The organism is Alcaligenes aquatilis, from assembly GCF_003076515.1.
In the GTDB taxonomy this organism is placed as follows: domain Bacteria; phylum Pseudomonadota; class Gammaproteobacteria; order Burkholderiales; family Burkholderiaceae_B; genus Alcaligenes; species Alcaligenes aquatilis.
Map to the genome: position 1 here is coordinate 388292 of NZ_CP022390.1, position 21579 is coordinate 409870.

22 protein-coding genes are annotated in these 21579 nt (G+C 57.5%); 11 read left to right on the top strand and 11 right to left on the bottom strand.

Annotated features, from left to right (window positions below; translation table 11 throughout):
* Nucleotides 1–17: 17 nt before the first annotated feature.
* The 11 genes from flgG (at nt 18) to CA948_RS01815 (ending at nt 13088) form a co-directional block, all read left to right on the top strand.
* Nucleotides 18–803: a flagellar basal-body rod protein FlgG gene (gene flgG, locus CA948_RS01765; RefSeq protein ID WP_094196111.1), complete on the top strand. Its 786-nt coding sequence runs from the start codon at nt 18–20 to the stop codon at nt 801–803.
* A gap of 19 nt (nt 804–822) precedes the next feature.
* Nucleotides 823–1509, top strand: a complete 687-nt coding sequence (locus CA948_RS01770) for a flagellar basal body L-ring protein FlgH (protein ID WP_108727142.1) — start codon at nt 823–825, stop codon at nt 1507–1509.
* Nucleotides 1510–1535: 26 nt separating this feature from the next.
* Nucleotides 1536–2666 carry a flagellar basal body P-ring protein FlgI gene (locus CA948_RS01775; RefSeq protein WP_108727143.1) on the top strand — a complete coding sequence of 377 codons (1131 nt, stop codon included), beginning with the start codon at nt 1536–1538 and terminating at the stop codon, nt 2664–2666.
* Nucleotides 2666–3631 (top strand): flagellar assembly peptidoglycan hydrolase FlgJ, encoded by a 966-nt coding sequence (flgJ, locus tag CA948_RS01780; protein ID WP_108727144.1) that lies wholly within the window; start codon nt 2666–2668, stop codon nt 3629–3631. Before CA948_RS01775 ends, flgJ begins: the two co-directional genes overlap by 1 nt.
* Nucleotides 3632–3736: 105 nt before the next feature.
* The gene (gene flgK, locus CA948_RS01785) at nt 3737–5452 is read left to right on the top strand and encodes a flagellar hook-associated protein FlgK (protein ID WP_108727145.1); all 1716 of its coding nucleotides are present in this window, start codon (nt 3737–3739) and stop codon (nt 5450–5452) included.
* A 35-nt stretch (nt 5453–5487) separates the two neighbouring features.
* Nucleotides 5488–6705, top strand: a complete 1218-nt coding sequence (gene flgL, locus CA948_RS01790) for a flagellar hook-associated protein FlgL (protein ID WP_094196116.1) — start codon at nt 5488–5490, stop codon at nt 6703–6705.
* Nucleotides 6706–6828: 123 nt separating this feature from the next.
* The gene (locus CA948_RS01795; protein ID WP_319802199.1) at nt 6829–8205 is read left to right on the top strand and encodes a methyl-accepting chemotaxis protein; all 1377 of its coding nucleotides are present in this window, start codon (nt 6829–6831) and stop codon (nt 8203–8205) included.
* Nucleotides 8205–8642: a hypothetical protein gene (locus CA948_RS01800; protein WP_094196118.1), complete on the top strand. Its 438-nt coding sequence runs from the start codon at nt 8205–8207 to the stop codon at nt 8640–8642. Before CA948_RS01795 ends, CA948_RS01800 begins: the two co-directional genes overlap by 1 nt.
* 21 nt (nt 8643–8663) lie before the next feature.
* A complete protein-coding gene (locus CA948_RS01805) occupies nt 8664–10370 on the top strand; it encodes a methyl-accepting chemotaxis protein (RefSeq protein WP_094196119.1) in 1707 nt (568 codons plus the stop codon).
* Between the two features lie 121 nt (nt 10371–10491).
* Nucleotides 10492–12402, top strand: coding sequence for a DUF294 nucleotidyltransferase-like domain-containing protein (locus CA948_RS01810; protein ID WP_094196120.1), 1911 nt, complete (start codon nt 10492–10494; stop codon nt 12400–12402).
* The gene (locus tag CA948_RS01815; RefSeq protein WP_108727146.1) at nt 12399–13088 is read left to right on the top strand and encodes a 3'-5' exonuclease; all 690 of its coding nucleotides are present in this window, start codon (nt 12399–12401) and stop codon (nt 13086–13088) included. The genes CA948_RS01810 and CA948_RS01815 overlap by 4 nt, the downstream gene beginning before the upstream one ends.
* Here CA948_RS01815 and fliR read toward each other — a convergent pair.
* From fliR to fliH, 11 genes are all read right to left on the bottom strand, one after another.
* Nucleotides 13085–13870, bottom strand: coding sequence for a flagellar biosynthetic protein FliR (fliR, locus tag CA948_RS01820; RefSeq protein WP_094196122.1), 786 nt, complete (start codon nt 13868–13870; stop codon nt 13085–13087). The two genes, CA948_RS01815 and fliR, sit on opposite strands and share 4 nt — an antisense overlap.
* A 98-nt stretch (nt 13871–13968) precedes the next feature.
* On the bottom strand, nt 13969–14238 hold the full coding sequence (gene fliQ / locus CA948_RS01825) for a flagellar biosynthesis protein FliQ (protein WP_003804652.1): 270 nt from the start codon (nt 14236–14238) through the stop codon (nt 13969–13971).
* Nucleotides 14239–14247: 9 nt separating this feature from the next.
* On the bottom strand, nt 14248–15015 hold the full coding sequence (gene fliP, locus CA948_RS01830) for a flagellar type III secretion system pore protein FliP (RefSeq protein ID WP_107685427.1): 768 nt from the start codon (nt 15013–15015) through the stop codon (nt 14248–14250).
* Between the two features lie 7 nt (nt 15016–15022).
* Nucleotides 15023–15298, bottom strand: coding sequence for a flagellar biosynthetic protein FliO (fliO, locus tag CA948_RS01835; RefSeq protein WP_094196124.1), 276 nt, complete (start codon nt 15296–15298; stop codon nt 15023–15025).
* A 30-nt stretch (nt 15299–15328) separates the two neighbouring features.
* Complete coding sequence (gene fliN / locus CA948_RS01840; RefSeq protein WP_094196125.1) at nt 15329–15835, bottom strand: flagellar motor switch protein FliN; 507 nt, start codon at nt 15833–15835, stop codon at nt 15329–15331.
* Nucleotides 15832–16839: a flagellar motor switch protein FliM gene (fliM, locus tag CA948_RS01845; protein WP_094196126.1), complete on the bottom strand. Its 1008-nt coding sequence runs from the start codon at nt 16837–16839 to the stop codon at nt 15832–15834. Before fliM ends, fliN begins: the two co-directional genes overlap by 4 nt.
* A complete protein-coding gene (locus CA948_RS01850; protein ID WP_094196127.1) occupies nt 16840–17361 on the bottom strand; it encodes a flagellar basal body-associated FliL family protein in 522 nt (173 codons plus the stop codon).
* 176 nt (nt 17362–17537) lie between these two features.
* Nucleotides 17538–18893, bottom strand: a complete 1356-nt coding sequence (locus CA948_RS01855; RefSeq protein WP_203226736.1) for a flagellar hook-length control protein FliK — start codon at nt 18891–18893, stop codon at nt 17538–17540.
* A gap of 12 nt (nt 18894–18905) precedes the next feature.
* A complete protein-coding gene (gene fliJ / locus CA948_RS01860; protein ID WP_108727147.1) occupies nt 18906–19355 on the bottom strand; it encodes a flagellar export protein FliJ in 450 nt (149 codons plus the stop codon).
* A gap of 2 nt (nt 19356–19357) precedes the next feature.
* Nucleotides 19358–20800: a flagellar protein export ATPase FliI gene (fliI, locus tag CA948_RS01865; RefSeq protein WP_108727148.1), complete on the bottom strand. Its 1443-nt coding sequence runs from the start codon at nt 20798–20800 to the stop codon at nt 19358–19360.
* A complete protein-coding gene (gene fliH, locus CA948_RS01870) occupies nt 20801–21541 on the bottom strand; it encodes a flagellar assembly protein FliH (RefSeq protein ID WP_108727149.1) in 741 nt (246 codons plus the stop codon).
* Between the last annotated feature and the right edge of the window lie 38 nt (nt 21542–21579).

A 21579-nucleotide genomic window follows, 5' to 3' on the forward strand; every position in this document is an offset into this window, starting at 1 on the left:
TTAAGGATTACACACATATGATTCGCTCTCTGTGGATTGCCAAGACCGGTCTGGAAGCCCAGCAGACCAATATGGACGTTATCTCCAATAACTTGGCCAACGTAAATACCACCGGTTTCAAACGGACCCGTGCGGTGTTTGAAGACTTGATGTATCAAACCCTTCGTCAGCCCGGTGCTCAAGTAGGTGCGGCCAATCAGTTACCTACGGGCTTGCAGATCGGTACCGGTGTGCGCACGGTGGCGACCGAGCGTATCCATAGCCAAGGTGACATGAAGCATACGGGTCACAATATGGATATTGCCATTCAGGGTAGCGGTTTTCTGCAAGTGGAAATGCCGGACGGCACCTTCGCCTACACGCGCGATGGCAGTTTGCAGCGCGACCAGAATGGTCAACTGGTTACCGCAGGTGGCTATCCTATTCAGCCTCCTATCAATATTCCCGATAACGCACTGGAACTGACGATTGCCCGTGATGGCACGGTATCGGTCACTCAGCCTGGTGCCGCAGGTGCCAGTGTGGAAGTGGGCCAGTTGCAACTGAGCACCTTCGTGAATCCGGCTGGCTTGCAAAGCATGGGCGAGAACCTGTACATCGAAACCGATGCCTCGGGTGCTGCCAACTTCCTGCAGCCCGGTATGGATGGCGCAGGTCTGGTCATGCACAAGTACAACGAAACCTCCAACGTCAACGTGGCCGAGGAACTGGTCAATATGATCAGTGCCCAGCGCGCCTACGAAATCAATAGCAAGGCCGTGTCCACCGCTGACCAGATGTTGGCTCGACTGACGCAGCTGTAAACCTGAAGAGATCGTGACAATGTTCCAAGCTCTGTTGAGCCGTCTTGCACTGGGTGCGCTTGTTGTCCTGTCCGGTTGCGCGCTGGTGCCCCCTGAAGATGTGGTCACTGGCCCCTTGACCGCGGCCCCGCCACCGGCCGTTCCGGCGGCCGTGGTGGCCAATGGCTCTATCTACCAACCCTCGGCGTATGGCAACTACCCGCTGTTTGAAGACAGACGGCCCCGCAATGTGGGCGACATTGTCACCATCATGATTCAGGAGCGTACCAACGCTGCCAAGAATGTCTCGACCAACACGGATCGGACGGGGAGCGGTGGTCTGGACTTTACGGGTGTCCCGGCTTTCCTGCCCAATGAAATAGGCAGCAAACAGAACTTTGAGGTCAGCGGCTCGAACAAGGCGCAGGGCAAGGGTTCCAGTCGTGCCGATAATACCTTTACTGGCACCTTGACGACCACGGTAGTGGGCGTTTTGCCCAATGGCAACCTGCAGGTTGCGGGTGAAAAGCAGATCGCCATTAACCGTGGCAGCGAATACATTCGTTTTTCCGGCGTGGTGGACCCGCGCTCCATTTCCGGCAGCAGTACCGTGCCCTCCACTCAGGTGGCTGATGCCCGTATCGAGTTTCGTAGCAAAGGGGTCATGGATGAAGTCCAGACCATGGGCTGGCTACAGCGTTTTTTCCTGAATATTTCCCCGTTCTGAGCCTTTTGCTTGATATGGCGTTTTCCATGAGTCGTACTCGTTTTTTTTCTTATCGCCATGTGCTGCAAGCAGCCATGCTGGCGGCGGGCCTGTTGTTGGCACCGGCCAGCCAGGCCGAGCGTATCAAGGATCTGGCCTCTATTCAGGGCGTGCGTGATAATCCGCTGATCGGTTATGGCCTGGTCGTAGGTCTGGATGGCAGTGGCGACCAGGTGCGTCAGGCCCCCTTCACCCAGCAAAGCTTGACCAATATGCTGTCCCAGTTGGGAGTAACGATTCCCCAGGGCAGCAATATGCAGCTCAAGAACGTCGCAGCCGTCATGGTGACGGCTCGTTTACCTGCTTTTGCCCGCCCTGGGCAGTCTGTGGATGTGGTGGTGTCTTCCATGGGTAACGCCAAGAGTTTGCGTGGTGGCACCTTGTTGATGACGCCTCTCAAAGGCGCGAACGGACAGGTCTACGCCATTGCCCAAGGCAATTTGCTGGTCGGCGGAGCGGGGGCTGAAGCCGGTGGTTCCAGCGTGCAGGTCAATCAGCTCAATGGCGGCACGATTCCCGGTGGCGCAACGGTCGAGCAAAGCGTGCCCACGACCTACGCACGAGATGGCGTGATCAATCTGGAAATGAATTCGTCGGATTTTGGTACAGCCCAGAACGTGGTGGCGGCCTTGAACAAGCAGTTTGGCCCGTCCACGGCGACCGCCCTGGATGGCCGTCTGATTCAGGTGCGTGGTCCTTTGGATCCGCAAGCTCAAACTGCCTTTATTTCGCATGTGGAAAACCTGCAAGTGAACCTGCCACCGGCACGGGCGCGCGTGGTGATCAATGCTCGTACCGGCTCAGTGGTCATGAACCGTACCGTCACGATTGATGAAGCCGCCATTGCCTACGGCAATCTGTCTGTGGTCATTAGCCGACAACCGCAAGTTAGCCAGCCGGATACGCCATTTGGCGGCGGTCAGACCGTTGTGGCCGATAGCACCCAGATTGAAATGCGCAGTGACAGCGGCTCTTTGCAACGCGTCAAGACCAGCGCCAATTTGGCCGATGTCGTCCGCGCCTTGAATGCTTTGGGTGCTACCCCTCAAGACTTGTTGTCCATTTTGCAGAACCTGAAAAGCGCAGGCGCTTTGCGGGCCGATCTGGAGATCATCTAATGACGGTGCAGTATTTCCCGCGTCCTGGTACAGGAACGCAGGTTTCGATTTTTGACCCGCAACAACTGGCCCAGTTGCGTCAGCGGGCCGGACAAGACGGCCAGAATCAGGCGACCCAACTGCAAGTGGCCCGCCAATTCGAGTCCCTGTTTATTCAGAATATTTTGAAGCAGGCGCGGGCCGCCAACCTCCCGGGCGGCATGTTTGACACGCAGTCCGTGCGTATGGCGCAAAGCCTGGGGGACGAGCAACTGGCCATGCAATTGGCTGACCCAGGCATTGGCTTGGCCAAAGCCTTGCAAGCGCAGATGAGCGGGCAGTTCAGTGAGCCCTTTGGTGCTGCGTCCTATGATCCAGAAGCCGCTCAGTCACGTCGTGCGGATCTTCGCTCGCGCATGCCCAATGACCGCTCCATTGACGCAGCTTCCATTGCCGAACTGATCGACAAGCTCAGCAATAACAGCACAGTGCAGCGCGTGTATTCCTCGATTCAGGGCGCACCCAACCATATTCGCCAGTTTGTAGACCGCATGAATACGGCCGCCAAAGTGGCCGCCGAAGACAGCGGTGTTCCGGCCAAGTTGATCCTGAGCCAGGCCGCCCTGGAGTCGGGGTGGGGCAAGCGTGAAATCATGCACCCCGATGGCACCACCAGCCACAATCTGTTTGGTATCAAGGCGACCCCTTCCTGGAAGGGTAAAACGGTCGAGGTCATGACCACGGAATATCAGAACGGCGTGGCGCGCAAAATGACGCAGACTTTCCGTGCCTATGACTCCTATGCCGAGTCTTTTGCGGATTATGCCCGCCTGATTGGTAATAACAAACGTTATGAAAGTGTAAAACAAGCCGCTTCGCCTCAAGAAGCCGCTCAGCGTATTCAGGATGCGGGCTACGCCACCGACCCTTCCTACGCCAAAAAACTGATCTCCATCATGGCCTACTTTGATGGTGGCAAGTCTTAATTATTGATACAGGTCTAAATATTGCACCAAGGTGGTCGTTAAAAAGCAGCATGTTCATTTTTCGCCTTGGACACTACGGGCCGGGCAGGACAGAAAGGATTTGATATGAATCTCGCCAACCTTGGTATTTCCGGCTTGTTTGCCGCTCAAAAGCGCATGCAGGTGACGGGCCACAATATTAATAATATCGATACCCCTGGTTATAACCGCCAATCGGTTCTGGTCGAGACGGCGGGGTCGGTGGGAAGCGGCAGTGGCTACTATGGCCGTGGCGTGCAGGTGGTCACTGTGCAGCGCTCCCATGACAATTTCCTGTATCAGCAGTTGATGCGCTCGCAAACGGCTGGCGCGGCTCTGGTCAGCTATGGAACCGAAATCTCCCAACTGGACAATCTGTTCTCGGACCGCACGGTTGGTATCAGCCCGGCTTTGCAAAACTTCTTCAATGGCCTGGAAGCCGTCGCCTCGCAGCCAGCAGATTCTTCTGCTCGTCAGGAGTTGCTGGGCCGTGCCGAAAGCCTGGCCACGCAGGTTCGTGACGCGACGGCCTACATGAACCGCGTTAACGAGAACATCAATACGCAGGTGGGCACCACGGTTACCCAGATCAACAGCTATCTGGAACGTATTGATAACGTCAATAAACAGATCGTGGCGGCCAAAGGCACCACGCCCGGTCACGAACCCAATGACTTGCTTGATCAGCGTGAACAACTGGTGGCCGAGCTGGGCCAACTGGTGGACGTGAGTACGGTTGAGCAGGACGGACGGTTGAGCGTGACCACGGCAGGCGGTCAGATGCTGCTGGGCGGTGATCGTGTTTACCCCTTGCACGCCGTGCGTTCGGCTGAAAATCCCGAGCGTATGGTGGTCGGCTTTACGTCTGCCTTGAACGTGGACGGCAAGATGGTGGTGTCCGAGTTCCGCGAAGGTGCCATTAAAGGTGGCACCTTGGGTGGCTTGCTGCAGTTCCGTCAGGAAAGCCTGGAACCTGCCATCAATGCCCTGGGGCGTTTGGCCGTGGGGCTGGCCCACACCGTAAATGACATTCACCGCCAAGGCGTAGATTTGAAAGGGGAGGCGGGCAAAGATGTGTTCAGCGTCAGTGGCCCCAAAGTCATTGCCAATGGGAATAACCCGGTCAGCAGCGGTGTGCCTGGTGTGTCTTTTTACAAAGACCTGGTTGATCCGGCTGATCCCAGCAAGGGTTACACCCAGCCCGTCGACAAGCTAACGGGTGATAACTACCGCATCGAGCGCGTGGAGGGTGGTTTTCAGTTGCGCAACTTGAGCAGCAACGATGTGACCGCCCTGAATGGTCCGGATACGAACGGCGGGATTACACGGGTAGATGGTCTGGAAATTGATGTGTCCAGCTTAAAGAACCAGTCTCAGGATGGGGATTCCTGGTTGGTGCAGCCCACCGTCAATGCAGGCAGCAGCTTGCAGGTAGAGATCAAGCGTCCGCAAGATATTGCGGCCGCTGATAAAGACACCGGTTCGGCCAACGGCGCGATCGCTCAACAACTGGCCGATCTGCGCAATACCAAGGTGCTGGCTGACGGGTCGTTGAGCCTGAACGATTCTTTTGGTCAGATCGTGAACCGTATTGCGGTGCAAACACAGCAAAACGGCACGGCGGCCAAGGCGCAATTAAAGTTGATCGAGCAAAACTACGCCGCTCAGCAATCCTTGTCCGGCGTGAACAAGGACGAGGAATACATCATGCTCCAACGTTTTCAGGAGCAATATCAGGCGGCTGCCCGCCTGATTGATACCAGTTCGAAGATGTTTGACACCCTTTTAGGCCTGCGTAGTTGAGTACGGCTCTTTGGTCTTGAAATTGGAAACTTGCTATGCGTATTAGTTCTTCTCTTTTCTTTCAGACGGGCCTGACCTCGATCAACAAGCAGCAGTCCGATCTGATGCGGGTTTTTCAGCAGATGGGCTCGCAAAAGCGGATGATCACCCCGTCGGATGATCCACTGGCTTCGGCGCAGACGATCAATCTGGCGCAATCCCAGGCCATGGACAAGCGTTACGGTGAAAACCGCGAGGTGGCCATGCGTTCGTTGGGGGAAGAGGAAAACCTGCTCAACGCCGTCAACCTGCAGTTGCAAGGTATTCAGACCCGTCTGGTGGAAGCGTCTACCGGCACCATGTCCGATGCTGATCGCAGCACCTTGGCCACGGTGATGGAAAGTGCTCTGGATACCTTGTTTGGCTTTGCCAACACCAAGGATGGTTCAGGACAGTACTTGTTCTCCGGCTCAAAAGGCACGACGCAAGCGTTCGAGCGCTCGGGCAGTACCTTTACCTATACCGGCGATACCAATGGTCGCGATATTCAGGTTGAGCAAACCCGTCAGATGGACTCAGCCGACCACGGTCGTACCATTTTCGAGCGCGCCAATCCAGGTTCCACGGCCTACTTCACGCAGGCCAATGCCAATACTGGTTCGGCTGTGGTCAGTGCGCCCAATGGCAACTCTTCCTTAACGGGGGCAGAGGCCAACTACACCATCCGCTTTACGTCGGAGACCGAGTACGACATTGAAGTGAATGGTGCGGTGGTCAGCCAGGGTGTACTGGATGAGAACGAGCGCCAGCGCATCAACCTGCCCGGTGGCGTCAGTGTCCAGATTGAAGGCAAGCCTGCTGTGGGCGACAGCTTTGAGGTCAGTTCGGTAGATAGCACCAGCTCGGCTGACATGAACATGTTCAACACCTTGCAGTCGGTGGTTGAGGCTTTGCGTAAACCTGTCAGCGGTGATCCGGTTGCTCAGGCCGAGTTCCGCAATACGATGAACTCAGCCATGCAGCGCCTGGGTGAGAACTTCGATAACGTACAAACCGTGATCTCCTCGGTCGGTACGCGTATGAACGAAATTGATGCTTTGAGCGCCAACGGCGCGGCCCGCGCCTTGAACTACACCAATGAGCTTTCACGTCTGGAAGATCTGAATGTTTTTCAGGCTTCCACGGATCTGGAGTTGCGCAAGGCGGCGTTGGAAATGTCAGCCATGGCGTTTCAGACGATTCAGAGCATGAGTTTGTTCAATATGAATCGCTAAGTCTGCGTTCTTTTTTGGGTGGTTTTTCCTTAACCGGCAGTCAAGCACCACATGCGGGAATCTTCTATGCTTTTTAAGAATTTGAGTCTAAAGGTCGGTATGACCTTTTGTATTGCTGCTTTGATGGCATTGACAGTAGCCATGGCAGGCTGGGCCCTGTATTACTTTCATGGTCTGTTGGCCTTGGGCTCGGGCGACAAGGTATTGCGTACCTTGCAAGAGCAGCAAAGCACGTTCAATATCGTTCTGACCATTGTGCTGGTGCTGGCCGTGCTGTTGGGCCTGGCTGCTATCAGTTACTTCTTTCGCCGTGTGGTGCGTCCTTTGGGCGATTTTGCCAGCTACTTTGATGCGATTGCCAAAGGTGATCTGACCCAGCGTATCCGTGTGCTGACCGCCAATGAAATTGGTGATTTGTTCGAGTCGCTGGGCCGCATGCAGGAGTCCTTGGTCAAGACGACCACCACAGTGCGTCTGGGCCTGGAAGAGATCCACGCCGGTGCTCAGGAAATTGCCCAGGGCAATACCAATATCAGCAGCCGTACTGAAGAGCAGGCCGCCTCCTTGCAGCAGACCGCAGCCAGCATGGAACAGTTGGCTGGTACCGTCCGTCAGAATGCGGATAACGCTCAACAAGCCAACCAACTGGCTGCGACGGCCTCGGATGTCGCCCATCGTGGTGGCAGTGCTGTCAATGAAGTGGTTGCAACCATGCAAGGCATTTCGGCCAGCTCCAACAAGATTTCCGACATTGTGGGCGTGATCGACAGTATTGCCTTCCAGACCAATATTCTGGCTTTGAACGCTGCGGTGGAAGCCGCGCGAGCAGGTGAGCAGGGCAAGGGTTTTGCGGTGGTGGCGGCAGAGGTGCGAGCCTTGGCGCAGCGCAGTGCCCAGGCCGCGCGTGAAATTACCGCTTTGATCGAAGACTCGGTGCGTAAAGTAACGGAAGGTTCCTCGCAAGTGGAACGTGCTGGCGCCACCATGCAGGAAATTGTGGATTCCGTGCGTCGTGTGACCGACATTATGGGCGAGATCACCGCCGCCACGATTGAGCAATCTTCCGGGATTGATCAGGTGAACCGTGCCGTGTCGCAAATGGACGAAACGACACAGTACAACGCCCGTCTGGTGGAGCAGGCAGCCCTGGCATCGTCTGGCCTGAGCGAGCAGGTGACCAAGGTTAACCAGGCCATCGGGTTCTTTCGCTCTCCGGGTACGGAGGTCATTGATGTCAGCGCTCGTCGTGTTGCCAATCGCCGCAGTGCCAGTGTCTCCAGCTCTGACTCCGAACAGCGCCGCAGCCCCTCCTTGAAAGGCAGTACGCCAGCCGGCAAACCGGCCGGTACGGCAACTAAAGGCTTGTCCGCGCCGGTCAAGGCGGCAGCGCCCGCCAAAGCTTCGGCAACCGCTCAGGACGATAGCCAGCGCCTGCTGCGCCCCGATTTGAGCGGCAAACAAAACAGCGCATCTTCCGATGATGATTGGGAGGAGTTTTAATGTCTTTCTCCCGACTAAGCCTCTGGGTCGGGCGGGGACGTAAGGCGCTGATAGGTTTGTGTTTGTTCACCCTGGCAGCGTGCGCTACCCAGGGTTCCTCTTTCAAGGCTTCGGGCTTGAATGATCTGATTCTGGGCCAGAGTACGCGTGCCGATGCCGAGCTGTCCTTGCAAGGCCGCCCTCATCAGGTTTACCGACAGCTCGATGGCAGTGAAATGGCCGTTTGGTTCCAGGGCACAACCCTGGCAACGGATGCGGTCTATTTTCGACAGGAACTGTGGCTTCAGTTTGATGCCCAGGGGCGTTTCCAGCAAGTGGTCAAGCGCAGTCACATTCCTTCCGTGTACCGCGAGCAGGCGCGCAGCGCCGCCACCGGCTCGGTCACGATTGAACACCCTGGCACGGACATGATCACCATCTTGCCGGTCAGCCACTAGAGTTTTCTTTGGATTTAGCAAATGCTGGGTATTGAAAGCAGTCTTCCGTCCGCGTCCCGCGCTTCTAAACGTCGTTCCTCCAAATCGTTTCGCCCCAGCCTGAAGTCGGCTTCGGGGCTGAAAATCAGCACCATGCTGATGATTTGCATGGCTTTTTTCCTGGTTCTGATTGTCGCGGTAGGGGGGCTGGCCGCCTATTTTCTGCAGCAAAGCGGTGATGCCTTGCGCACGATCAATCGCCAGGATCAGCGTGCCATGCAGATTCTGCAACTGAACAACAATATGATGGAAGCCCGCGTCAGCCTGATGAGTGCGGCGCGCTTTTATCAGGAAGCGGGCATTGATAATGACGCCAATATGCTGCAAAGCGCAGACAATCTGGTGATCATGGCCAATCAGAAGCTGGATGAAGTGCGTAAGGCCTTTGCCGATATTCGCGCCAATATGCCTACCGAGCCTGAGTTGCGCCGCTTGGCTATGGGGCTGGTTGCGTCCTACCAGGCCTATCTGGACGACGGGATTGAACCCATGGTCCAGGCCCTGGAAACCCGTGACTACAGTACGTTCTACTTTGTCAGTGAGGGTTTTGGTGTTTTGCGTGCTGCCACCTTCCAGTTTCGCATTGAGGAGCTGAGCAAGTTCTACAACGACCAGACGGATGTGCTGCTGGAGCAGACCGAGCTGCAAACCCGTGTGGCCAACATCGTCATTGCGGTGGCCTTGTTGCTGGGGCTCGCCATTATTGTGGCAATGCGTCTGATACTGGGTCGTGCCGCTTTGAAGCCCTTGCGTGAAGCCGGCATGCACTTTGACTATATTGCCAATGGTGATCTGACCAAAAAAATTACCTACCGCTCGGCCAATGAGGTGGGGGTTTTGTATGACTCCATGCGTCGCATGCAACAAAGTTTGCAAAGCATTGTGCTGACCGTGCGCCAAGGTGTGGACGAAATTGCGTCGGGTTCTTCGCAGATTTTTGCAGGCAATACGGACCTGAGCTCCCGTACCGAGCAACAGGCTGCCGCCTTGCAGGAAACCGCAGCCAGTCTGGAAGAGTTGGCCAGCACAGTGCGTCAGAACGCGGACAATGCAGGTCAGGCAGACCAATTGGCTCATAACGCTGCCAAGGTGGCTCGCCAGGGAGGGGAGTCGGTTGGCGCGGTGGTCAACACCATGAATCAGATTTCTGCCCGTTCTGGTCAGGTGGCTGACATCGTGAATGTGATCGATGGCATTGCCTTCCAAACGAATATTCTGGCCCTGAACGCGGCCGTGGAAGCAGCTCGCGCTGGTGAGCAAGGCAAGGGTTTTGCGGTGGTGGCCGGTGAAGTACGCAGTCTGGCCCAGCGTAGTGCGCAAGCGGCCAAGGAAATCAAGGGTTTGATTGAAGCCTCGCAAAACGAAGTGCAGACGGGTACACAGCAAGTGGCCAGTGCGGGCGACATTATTCAAGAAGTGGTGCGTGCGGTGAACAGCGTGACCACCTTGATGAGCGAGATTTCTTCCGCTTCCCAAGAGCAAACTGCCGGTATCGAACAGATCAATACGGCAGTGGCTCAGATGGATGCTGTGGTGCAGCAAAATGCATCACTAGTGGAAGAGGCGGCGGCCGCGGCAGGCTCCTTGCAGTCGCAATCCGAGACCCTGGCCGAGGCCGTATCCCAGTTCAAGGTGCAGGAAGGCGACGTGATCGACATGAGCGAGCGCGACTACGATCGTTTGCGTTAAGCGTTTTGCGGGGAAAAAACAGGCCTATGCCTATAGTTGAAATCCCCTAGAAAAACAGGGCTTGTGAAGGCCATGCTGCATGGCACAATAATTCTTTGTCTATAGCCAGCAGAGACGCCCCATGTCCTTCGCGATTCCCGGTGAATCCGTGGCCAAGACGGCGGTGCGCCAAAAGGCGCCCGGCATCTTGGCCTGGTTGATTGCTTACCCGCCTTTTGATCAGATGCAGGCCCAGCATGGCGATTACCTGATCGAACATAGCGAGCTACGGTTCTTTTCAGCCGGACAGGTGCTGCTGGAAGAAGGCGCGCGGGTTGATCAGCTTTACATTGTTCGCCAAGGGCAAATTAGCTGCCAGGAGCATGGCGAGACGCACGACTATGTGGAAGGAGATCTTCTGCCCGTGCGTGAGCTGGTCTCGGGACAGGCCCTGGGTAGTGCTTACCAGGTGCAGGAAGACTGCTTTACCTTGTGCGTGTCCGGTGAAGCCGTTGCCCATCTGCTCAGTACGAGCGAACCATTTCGGGATTACTGCCTGCGAGGTACCAGCAGCTTGCTGGCTTCGGTCTGGCGCAGTGCCCAGCAAAGTGCCAGTGCGGATTTGGGTGCCAGCTATACCTTGGACATGAGTCTGCAGGCGATGACAGAACGCGGTTTGCTCAGTTGCTTGCCAGACTGTCCGGTAGAGCAGGCCGTTAAAGACATGCATGAGCGTCAGGTCAGCAGCATAGTGGTCGTTAATCCCGACCAGCATTTGCTGGGCATCTTTACCTTGCGAGATTTGCGTCGCTTGGTGGCGGGCGGCCAGTACGACCCGACCCAGGCCATGTCGCAAGTCATGACACCGGATCCGGTCTGGCTGGTGCCACAGTCTTCGGCCTTTGATGCGGCCTTGCTGATGGTGGAGCACCAAATCGGCCATATTTGCCTGGTTCAAGACCACAAGGTCGTGGGCATGGTGTCCGAGCGTGATGTGTTTTCTTTGCAACGCGTGGATCTGGTGCATTTGTCGCGTGCCTTGCGCTGTGCACAGGACGTGTCGGTGCTGGTGCGCTTGCAGTCGGATATTGGGCGGCTGGTCGATGCCATGCTGGCTCACGGTGCACGATCCGAGCAATTGACGGCTGTCATTACGCGCCTGAATGACCACACGGTTCAGCGCACGATTGAATTGACCTTGCCCGGCTCCGGCTTGGATGAGATCGAGTTTTGCTGGCTGGCTTTTGGTAGCCAGGCCCGTGGTGAGCAAACCCGTCACACGGATCAGGACAACGGGATTGTGTTTGTCGCCAACTCCCCCGAACAGGCTAAGGCCTATCGAGCCTTGCTCTTGCCTTTTGCGCGTCGGGTCAATGAAGCCCTGGATCGCTGCGGGATGGTCTGGTGTACTGGCAATATCATGGCCAGCAATCCTGAGCTGTGCCTGTCTGAGGCCGAGTGGTTGCATCGCTTTCAGATCATGATCGAACGGCCTGCCCCCGAGCAGTTGCTGGAGTCCACGATTTATTTTGATTGCCGTGCCATCTGGGGCCAAAGCAGCGTGTTGCAGCGCATGCAGCGTCGGGTTCTGGGTATGGTGAATGATAATCCTGTGTTCCAGCGCATGCTGGCCCAAAGTACCTGTCAGACCCGTATTCCCAGCGGTAAAAAACGTAGTCGCCTGGAAGCCTTGATGGGGCAGGGCGATGACAAGTTGGATATCAAGAAACAGGCTTTGGCACCGATGGTGGATGTGCTGCGTGTGCTGGCTCTGGCACATGGTTGCGAATTGCCCTCCTCCATGGACAGGCTGGCCGTGCTGACCCAGCGTGGTGTTTTTACGGCCGAGGAGTCAGAAGGCCTGCGTGAGGCCTACCGTTATCTGCAATTGTTGCGCTTGCAGCATCATCAGACCCAGTTGCAGGAGGGGCAGGAACCTGACAATCTGGTGCGCTTGAGTACTTTGGGCGCATTGGATGCGCGTGTCTTGCGTGAGGCCTTGTCCCAAGTGCGTCGTGCCCAACGTATTCTGGCTTTCCGGTATCGCTTATGAAATGGCTCTCCTGGCTACCTTGGCGCAAACCCTCGTTTGCTGCACGCAGCCTCTCCTTGTCCTGGAGCGCAATAGACGAGCAGGCGTTGGATAACGCCGCTTTTACCGTGCTGGATCTGGAGACCAGCGGTTTGGATCCCAAGCGTCACCATATTGTGCAGATCGGTGCGGTACGGTTGGAAAGCGGTTCCATTGCCTTGGGTAATGTCTGGTCCGGTCTGGTTCGGACTCATGGTGAGCGCAGCCCGGAAAGCCTGCTGATTCATGAGATCAGCCCACAGCGACAGGAGCAAGGCGAGCCACTGCCACAGCTCATGCGTGACTTTGCGCGTTATTCAGAGAACACGGTGTGGGTGGCCTGGGACGCCGACTTTGATCTGGCATTTCTGGATCGTGCCTGGCCGCAGGCAGGTCTGGAGCAAGCCCGGCCTTTGATTCTGGACCTGGCCGAGCTGGCTGCTTGTGTACTGCCTGAGTGGCGTGGCCGCCGCCTGGGTCTGGACGATTGTCTGAGATATTGTGGCTTGCCCGTCAGTGACCGCCATGATGCCTTGGGTGATGCCTTGGTCAGTGCGCAGTTGATGCAGCTCTTGATTGGGCGTGCCCGGCAAAAAGGCGTGGTGACCATCGGGCAGGCCCGGCGCCTGATGCAGTCACACAAGCAACGGCAGGCCCACGCGTTTTAAGGGCCGGCCAGCCCGAAGGCAACTCGCATCATGGCTTCGTAGCCGGAATTGAACAGTTGGGCCAGGAATGGGGTGGTTTGCGGGATCACGACCACGAGCAACGTCAGACCGACCGTCAGCGTAATTGGGAAACCAACGGCAAAAATGGTCAGTTGCTGGGCGGTCCGGTTCAAGATTCCGAAGGCCAGGTTAATCGTCAGCAGCACAATAATCAGCGGCAGGGCCAGCAACATGCCTGAGACCCAGAGCTCACTGCTCCAATCCAGCAAGGCACCCCAGCCATTGATGTGCAGGTCGGCTCCGATAGGCAGCACATGGAAGGTGCGAACCAGAACACCGAGCAAGAGCAGGTGACCGTTCAGGGCCAGAAAGGTCAGCACGGCAATCACGTTCAGCAAACGTGACAGCACGGCGGTATTGGCGCCGGTAGCCGGGTCAAAAAATGAGGCAAAAGACAAACCCATTTGCAGACCGATAAACTCGCCTGCCGTTTGCACCGCCGCAAACACGATACGCATGGTCAACCCTAGCGCAATCCCGATGAAGACTTGTTGAGCTGCAATCAGCAAAGCCTCGTAAGAGGCGGTGGGCAGGTCAGGCAGGGGCGGCAGGGAGGGCGCGATAATCAGGGTCAGGACAAAACCCAGACCCACTTTGGCCCGCTTGGGGATCGCAGATTCGCTGAAAAAGGGAACGGTGGCCAGGGTGGCCAGAATACGGATGAAGGGCCACAAAAAGGCATTAAGCCAGGCATAGAGCTGGGCAGAATTCAGGTCGAGCACGGCAGCAAACCTAGGGCCTGTTGAGTGAACAAGGCCCTGCGCTTGGCCAGTCACACGGTGGTGTACTCACAAAGGGCTCCTTGTCGCGGTGGCCGGTCTTAGTTGACCAGTCCAGGAATGCCTCGCAAGAGGCCCTGCATGTAGTCGACCATATTGTTGATCAGCCAAGGGCCCAGCAGCACAACGGTAATACCCATCGCCAGCAGCTTGGGGATGAAGGACAGTGTCATCTCGTTGATCTGGGTAGCCGCTTGAAAAATACTGATGCCCAAACCGACCACCAGCACCACAATCAACATGGGGCCGGCCATGGACAGGGCCAGTTTCAGGGCGGTATAGGTCATGGACATGACGGTCTCGGGAGTCATGGCAGTCCTTTATTGGTAGAAGCTGCGGGCCAGGGAGCCAAGCAGCAGATGCCAGCCATCGGCCAGCACAAACAGCATGAGCTTAAAGGGCAGCGAGATGGTCACCGGCGGGACCATCATCATCCCCAGGGACATCAGGACGCTGGCAATGACCAGGTCAATGATCAGAAAGGGAATGAAAATCGTAAAGCCGATCTGGAAGGCAGTTTTCAGCTCGCTGGTCACAAAAGCGGGCACCAGCACGCGCAAGGGCACGTCTTCCGGCGTCTGCAGCTCAGCCACGCCTGCCATATCGCCAAACAGCTTCAAGTCCGCCTCGCGGGTCTGATGCAGCATGAATGTTTTCAGGGGCTGTGCGCCTTGCTCCAGCGCGGTCTCAAAGCTGATCTTGTTTTCCGACAAAGGTTTGTAGGCGTCTTGATAGACCTGATCAAACACCGGCGACATGACAAAGAAGGTCAGAAACAGGGCCAGGCCCACCAGCACGGTGTTAGGTGGTGCTGTACCCGTACCCATCGCATTTCGCAGCAGCCCCAGCACAATGATGACGCGGGTAAAACCGGTCATCATCAGCAAGGCGGCTGGCAGAAAGGACATCATGGTCAGCATAGCCAGTGTCTGGATGCTGAGTGACCAGGTCTGCGAACCGTTCGGGCCGGCTGTGCTGGTAATGGCCGGAATAGCCTGTGCCCAGGTCTGGGACGGCAGGAACAGGCCAATCAAGGCCAGAAGCACGATCAGGCCAGTGCGCTGGGCGGGAGAAAGGTGTGCGGTCATGAGGCGGTCAGCGGGGCGCACGGTGCTGGTCCAGATGGGCCTGGAAGTTTGGTTCGGAGCCAGCAGGGTTCGCGGTGTGCAGCAGGCTGATCTGTTGAGGGGTGATGCCAATCAGAATTTCCTGGCCATCGATCTGCACCAAGGCCACACTGCTGCGTGGCCCCAGGCGTTGATTGTCCAGAATCTTGATACGTTGCTGGTTCTTGTTTTTCAGCAGCCCGCCACGACGGGCAACCCAGGCGGCTGCCAGAATCAGGCCTACAACCAGCAGCAGGCTAAGCATGATTCTGACGAGCTGGGCTTGTTCCATGCTCTAGCGGCGGCCGTTCAGGCGCTGGATACGGTCCGATGGGGTCACGATGTCGGTGACGCGAATACCGTATTTATCGTCCACCACGACCACTTCGCCTTGAGCAATCAGGTAGCCGTTCACGTAAATATCCAGCGGCTCACCGGCCAGGCCGTCCAGTTCCACCACCGAGCCCTGGCCCAGTTGCAGAATGTTCTTGATGGTCAGACGTGTGCGGCCCAGTTCCACCGACAACTGGACTGGAATGTCCATGATCATGTCGATATCGGTGGTGGCATTGGTCTGGGCGTGCTCTATGGGCGGGAACAGATTGCTGGCTGGGCTGGGCTCGTCGTGCACAGGAGCGGCGGCGCTTTGCTCGGCCAGGGCCGAGGCCCAGTCATCCTGCAGGGGCTGTTCCAATCCTTGGGCTTGGGTGCTGCTTTGGCTGCCAGCCTGTTGCTCAGCCATCGCGGCTGCCCAGTCGTCCTCGGGCGCAGACCGGTCGTTAGGGTTGTGAGGGTCGCTCATAGGGACTTACCTTTAGTCAAATCGCTGTCGTGGGTGGCCAAGATGTTTTCTACCCGCAAGGAGTAGCGGCCGCCGGAGGTGCCATACTGGCATTCCAGAATCGGTACACCATCCACGTGGGCTTCAATAAGGGTGGGGATTTCAATCGGCAACACATCATTGACCTTGAGCTGAGTCAGTTCGGCAATGGTCATGTCTATGTTGACGAAGTTGGCAATCAGTTCGACCTCGGCGCTGCGCACCTGGCGCGAGAGCTGGTGAGTCCAGCGCTGGTCAATGTCGTTGGTGCCTTTGTCTTGCAAGGGGCGCGTCAGAAGGTCGCGCACCGGCTCGATCATGGAGTAGGGCAGGCAGATGTTCAGATTGCCGCCTTGGGCACCAAATTCAATATTGAACGAGGTCACCACCACGATGTCGTTGCTGCTGCTGATGCTGGCAAACTTGGTGTGCATCTCTGAGCGCATGTACTCCGCTTCCAGCGGGTAGATGGACTCCCAGGCACCACAGTAGCTCTCCAGGGTCAGGGTCAGTAAACGCTGGATGATGCGCTGCTCGGTGGTGGTGAAGTCGCGGCCCTCGACACGGGTGTTGTAGCGGCCATGGCCACCAAACAGGCTGTCGATAATCAAAAAGACCAGGTTCGGGTCGAAGGTAAACAGCGACACGCCGCGCAAGGGCTTTAAGGACACCATGTTCAGATTGCTGGGCACGGGCAGGTTGCGCTCGAAGTCCGAGTACTTCTGAATACGAATGGAGCCGACGGTAATGTCCGCGTTGCGGCGCATGAAGCTGAGCATGGTCGAGCGCAAGCGACGGGCAAAACGCTCGTTGATCAGCTCCAGGGTCTGCATGCGGTGACGCACTACCCGGTCTGGCGAAGTCAGGTCATAGGCCCGTACGCCAGTCAGGTTTTCATTTAAGGGCTTGGTGTCAGCGCCTTCGCCGGTAACACCGGCCAGCAGTGCATCGACTTCGTCTTGGGATAGGAAGCTCTGATACGACATTTATTGGATGACAAAGGCGGTGAACAGGACATCATTGATGGTCGGTACAGCGGTATTGAGCGCGTAGGGCTCTTTCAGGCCGGCGCTAAGCTGTGCAACCAAGGCTTGACGCCCTTCGGAAGTCTGGATGTAGGTGGGGCGCTGTTCAGCCAGAATCTTGAGTACGCGGTCACGCACCATCGGCATGTACTCCACCAGCATGGCACGCGAGCCATCGTCCTGAACACGCAAGGTGATGCCTACGTACAGGATGCGCGAGCGACCATTCTCGTTCAGGGTGACGGTAAAGGGATCCAGGGGCGCAAAGATGGGCTTGACGTTGACTTTGACCTCCGGGGGGGCATCAGGCGCAGTTGCGGCTTCAACCGACTGGCCTTTTTCTGCCCAGGCCAACCAGGCAGGCGTGCTGCTTTGTTGCAGGGAGTAGTACAGCGTTGCGCCCACGCTAGCGGCGATAATAAACAGAACCAGCAGACCGGTTTTCATCAGGCGTGCAAGTTTGGTGGGTGCTTTTCGGGCCATGTGATGTGAGCGTTGAATTTTCTAGCGTATGACAAACAGACAAACGCATGTCTGGCCTGAGCCTGACTGCATGCCTGAGCTATTGTGCCGGAGGTCAGACAGGACAGGCCCGGCGAATAGACGCTGCTTTTCGAGCTTAATCATGCTTTTTGCCGGGCTGTCTGTGAGGCTGTGAGTCAGGCGAAGGTATCAACCAGCGCGTCAGGATTGAGCGAGCGGGTAGTGCTGCTGTTCACCAAGGAGCCGGTCTCGTCAGGCAAAGCCATCCCGTCCAGGCTGAAGCGGGGTTGATCGCCCTGATTGCCCTTGGCCGCCAATTGCTCGTGAAAAGCTTGGTGCGAGGCGTGCTGGTCACCTACATCAGCCTGTCCCAGGCTCAGGCCACTGTCTGCAAACTGCTGTTGCAGTTGTTGCAAGGACTGTTCCAGGGTGTGGCGGACTTGGGCGTGGGGCGAGGTAATCATGGCGTGGGCCACGCCATCTTGCATCTGCAAGGTAATGCGCAAGGGGCCCAGTTCGGGTGGATCCAGGCGAATATCAGCACTTTGAACGCCCCCCTGAGCCTGTTGGGCCAAAGAGATCATTTGACGGCCCATGGCGGCTCCCCATTCGGGGGAGTGAACCGGCGTGGCAACGGCCAGCGTCATGGGACTGGGCAAAGTCGCTGGGCTGTGGGTCTGGGTAGCGCCCGGTGTGGCGGTCAGTTGGGCCAGCAAGGACGCATCTAGCGCCGGCAGGTTCAGGTTCACGCCAGCACGTGCATCTTCAGCAATTTGTCGACCAAAGGCCGCCAGGCTGGCCGATGCTTCATCCATCAACTGAGTCTGGGACCAGACCGCCGTGGTGGAGATGTCGGCGCTAAGCGGCTTGTGATTGAGCACTTGCGTGGCATGGATGGCAGGTTTGCGGGCAGCTATGGCAGCGACTGGATTGCTGATTTCCACGGTTTTGGGCGTAGTCAGTTCAGCCTTCAGGTCAACGTCGGTTCGCACCTCAGCCGCGCTCAGGGGGAGCGTCTGAGGCTGTCGGCGGATGTTGTCATTCAAGTCGGTCGCCAGAATCTGGCGTGTATCAGCCCCTTTCAGAGGCAGCTTGCTATCGGTTTGTGCCGCGTTGAGATCGGCCTTGCCATTTTTGATGGCCTGCACTTGAGACAGAATCGACAAGGCCATGGCGGGTAGGCCACTATTGGCCTGAGCCTCGGTGTCCAGGTTCAAATCGCTTTGATCGGCAAGCAGCAGGGCAGGGTCCTTGATCAGGGTGTCCAGCTCGCTGGTGTCGGCTTGTTCGGCTACCGCGTCTGCCAGTTTGGGATTGTCTGTAGGAACTTGGGTTTTGGCGCTGTCCTGTTTGGCAGGTGCCGGTGTTTTGCCAGCTCCTTTGTTTTGCACCTGTTGCTGTTGCGTGTGCAAGTGCCGGGCAAAACCTTCGTCTTTGGGCGCATGCGCAGCCGCAGGCCCGGCCGTGTGAGTGGCGGGGGCCGAGGGTGCGGCAGGGGCCGCAGGTAAAACCGAAAGAGAGGGCGAAGTCATGGCGGCGCTTGTTTAATAGGCGGTCTGGCTACGGGTAAAGAGACGAGCAGCGATTTCATCGCTGTTTCGTTGTTCCATTCTTTGTTGCTGGACTTGTTGAGTCTGGAGCCGGCGGTCGATCAAGGTTTCATAGGCCTTCAAGCGTTGCAGGTGGCCATACCAGAGCTGGCGTCCCTGCTCCATTTTCTCTTCCAGCGCTTGGATAACACTATTTTGCTGGGAAATGGCTTGGTCCAATGTCACGATAAAGCGGCGGAAATTGTGGTAATTCGCCATGGTTACCCCGGTTTGACCCACATTCAGCAAGCGCTGGGCGTAGTCCTGGCGATAGGTTTGCAACATGTCCAGCTGCGAATGGGCGGCATCGCGCTCCGTGCGCAGCTCTTGCAAATGGCGGGCCGCATCGTCCACATTGTTCTGACTGAGATCGACCAGCGTTTGTAAAGAGGCATTGGCTTTCATGGCTATTGCTCGCTATTTAAAACGGCGTTCAATTCATCAAAGGCGCGTGGCACGTCCACACGTTGTTGCATACCCTGGCACAGATAGGCTTGCAGCCAGGGGAAACGGTCAATGGCCTGATCAATGGTGGGATCATTGCCACGGGTATAGGCGCCAACGGCAATCAGGTCGCGGTTACGCTGATAGCTGGAGAGCAGGCTCTTGAAGCGATGCACCATCTTGATCTGCTCCGGATCCACAATGCTGGGCATGACCCGCGAGATGGAGGCTTCGATATCAATGGCTGGGTAATGGCCGGTTTCCGCCAGACTGCGCGACAGCACAATGTGGCCGTCCAGAATCGCGCGGGCCGAATCGGCAATGGGGTCTTGCTGGTCATCACCCTCGGTCAGCACGGTGTAGAACGCGGTGATCGAGCCGCAACGACCTTGTGCATTGGGCTCGCCATTGCCGGCGCGCTCCACCAGGGCAGGCAGCTTGGCAAACACAGAGGGAGGGTAGCCCTTGGTGGCGGGAGGCTCGCCAATGGCCAGCGCGATTTCACGCTGGGCCATGGCATAACGGGTTAGCGAATCCATGATCAGCAAGACGTTTTTGCCTTCATCACGGAAAAACTCGGCCAGACGGGTGGCGTATACCGCCCCTTGCAAACGCAGCAAGGGTGAGACGTCAGCAGGTGCTGCGACCACGACCGAGCGCCGCAGACCCTCTTCACCCAGGTTGTGTTCAATAAACTCTTTAACTTCGCGACCCCGCTCGCCGATCAGGCCCACGACAATGATGTCGGCCTGGGTGTAGCGGGCCATCATGCCCAGGAGCACACTCTTGCCGACGCCGGAGCCGGCAAACAGGCCCATGCGCTGACCACGGCCCACCGTCAGCAAACCATTGATGGCACGCACGCCCACGTCCAGCACGGTGTCGATGGGGCTGCGCTTGAGCGGATTGGGGGTGGTGTGGCTGAGCGAGACGCAGGCTTGTGCGTCGATCGGACCCAGACCGTCCAGCGGATTGCCACTGCCGTCGACGACTCGGCCTAACAAGCCGGGCCCAACCGGGACATGGCGGGAGCGCGCCTGAGCAGGCAGGCTGTCGGGCTGATCGGAGTCGGGTAGTGGCACCGGTGGCTGCAATTGCGCCTCAACCGGTACTACGCGGGCGCCGGGAGGCAGGCCGGAGATTTCACTTAAGGGCATCAAATAGAGGGATCTGCCCTCAAAGCCCACGACTTCGGCTTCGGCCCAGATGTTTTGCGCAGCCGACAGCTCCACTTTGCAGGCAGCCCCTACTGCCAGCTTCAAACCGGTGGCTTCCAATACCAGACCCGTGGCGCGGACCACGCGGCCACTGCGCAGGTTCGGCTCAATGGCCTGAACCCGCTGCTGTGCGGACAGCAACTGGGCGCGCCAGCGTTCGGGGGAGGAGGCCAATAGGGGCGTTGCCATTCAAGGCTCCGAGGCCACGGGCAAGCCCAGGCTGGCCAGGGCTCGTTTCCAGCGGGTGGCAAAGGTGGCGTCAATATCGCCATAGCTGGAGCGCACACGGCATTCGCCGCGTTGTAGCTGGGGATCTTCTTGCAGACGCCAGGCGCGGGGCTCGCCTTGCTCGATCAGAAATTCACGCACCAGGCTGATGTCGTCCGGGTGCAAAGTCAGCTCCAGGGCGCTGGTATCGCCCGGATCGCTGCGCAGCACCTCAGCCACCAGATCGCGAATGCGGCTGGGTTCGGTCTTGATGGTGCTTTGCAACACATGCTCGGCAATGCGCGTGGCCAGCTCAATCAGGGACTGGCCCATTTCCTGATCCATCAGTTCGATGGACTGGGCGCAGTTCTTATTCAGAGCAACAAATTCCTTGATGTACTGGTCGATCTGTTCCTGGGCCTTGGCCATGCCAGCCGCCAGTCCCGCTTCATAGCCCTGTGCGTGACCGCTTTCCTGGCCTGCTGCCAGACCAGCGGCATGCCCCTGGTTGAAGCCAGCCTGATAGCCTTGGGCATGACCTTCTTCCTGGGCCTGACTGCGCTGGTTTTCCAGATCGCGTTGCAGTTCTTCCTGCGTAGGCGGGACGAATTCCGATTCTTCCGGTTCCGGGGCGGCAACAGGATCATCCAGCCCCTGCATTTGCCAGCGGCTCCAGCTTTCCTGAAGGTCCGAATAGGCCGAGGCTTTACGGTGGCTGGACATTTACAGGCTCCCGCGCAGGTGGTTTGTGCCTGGACACA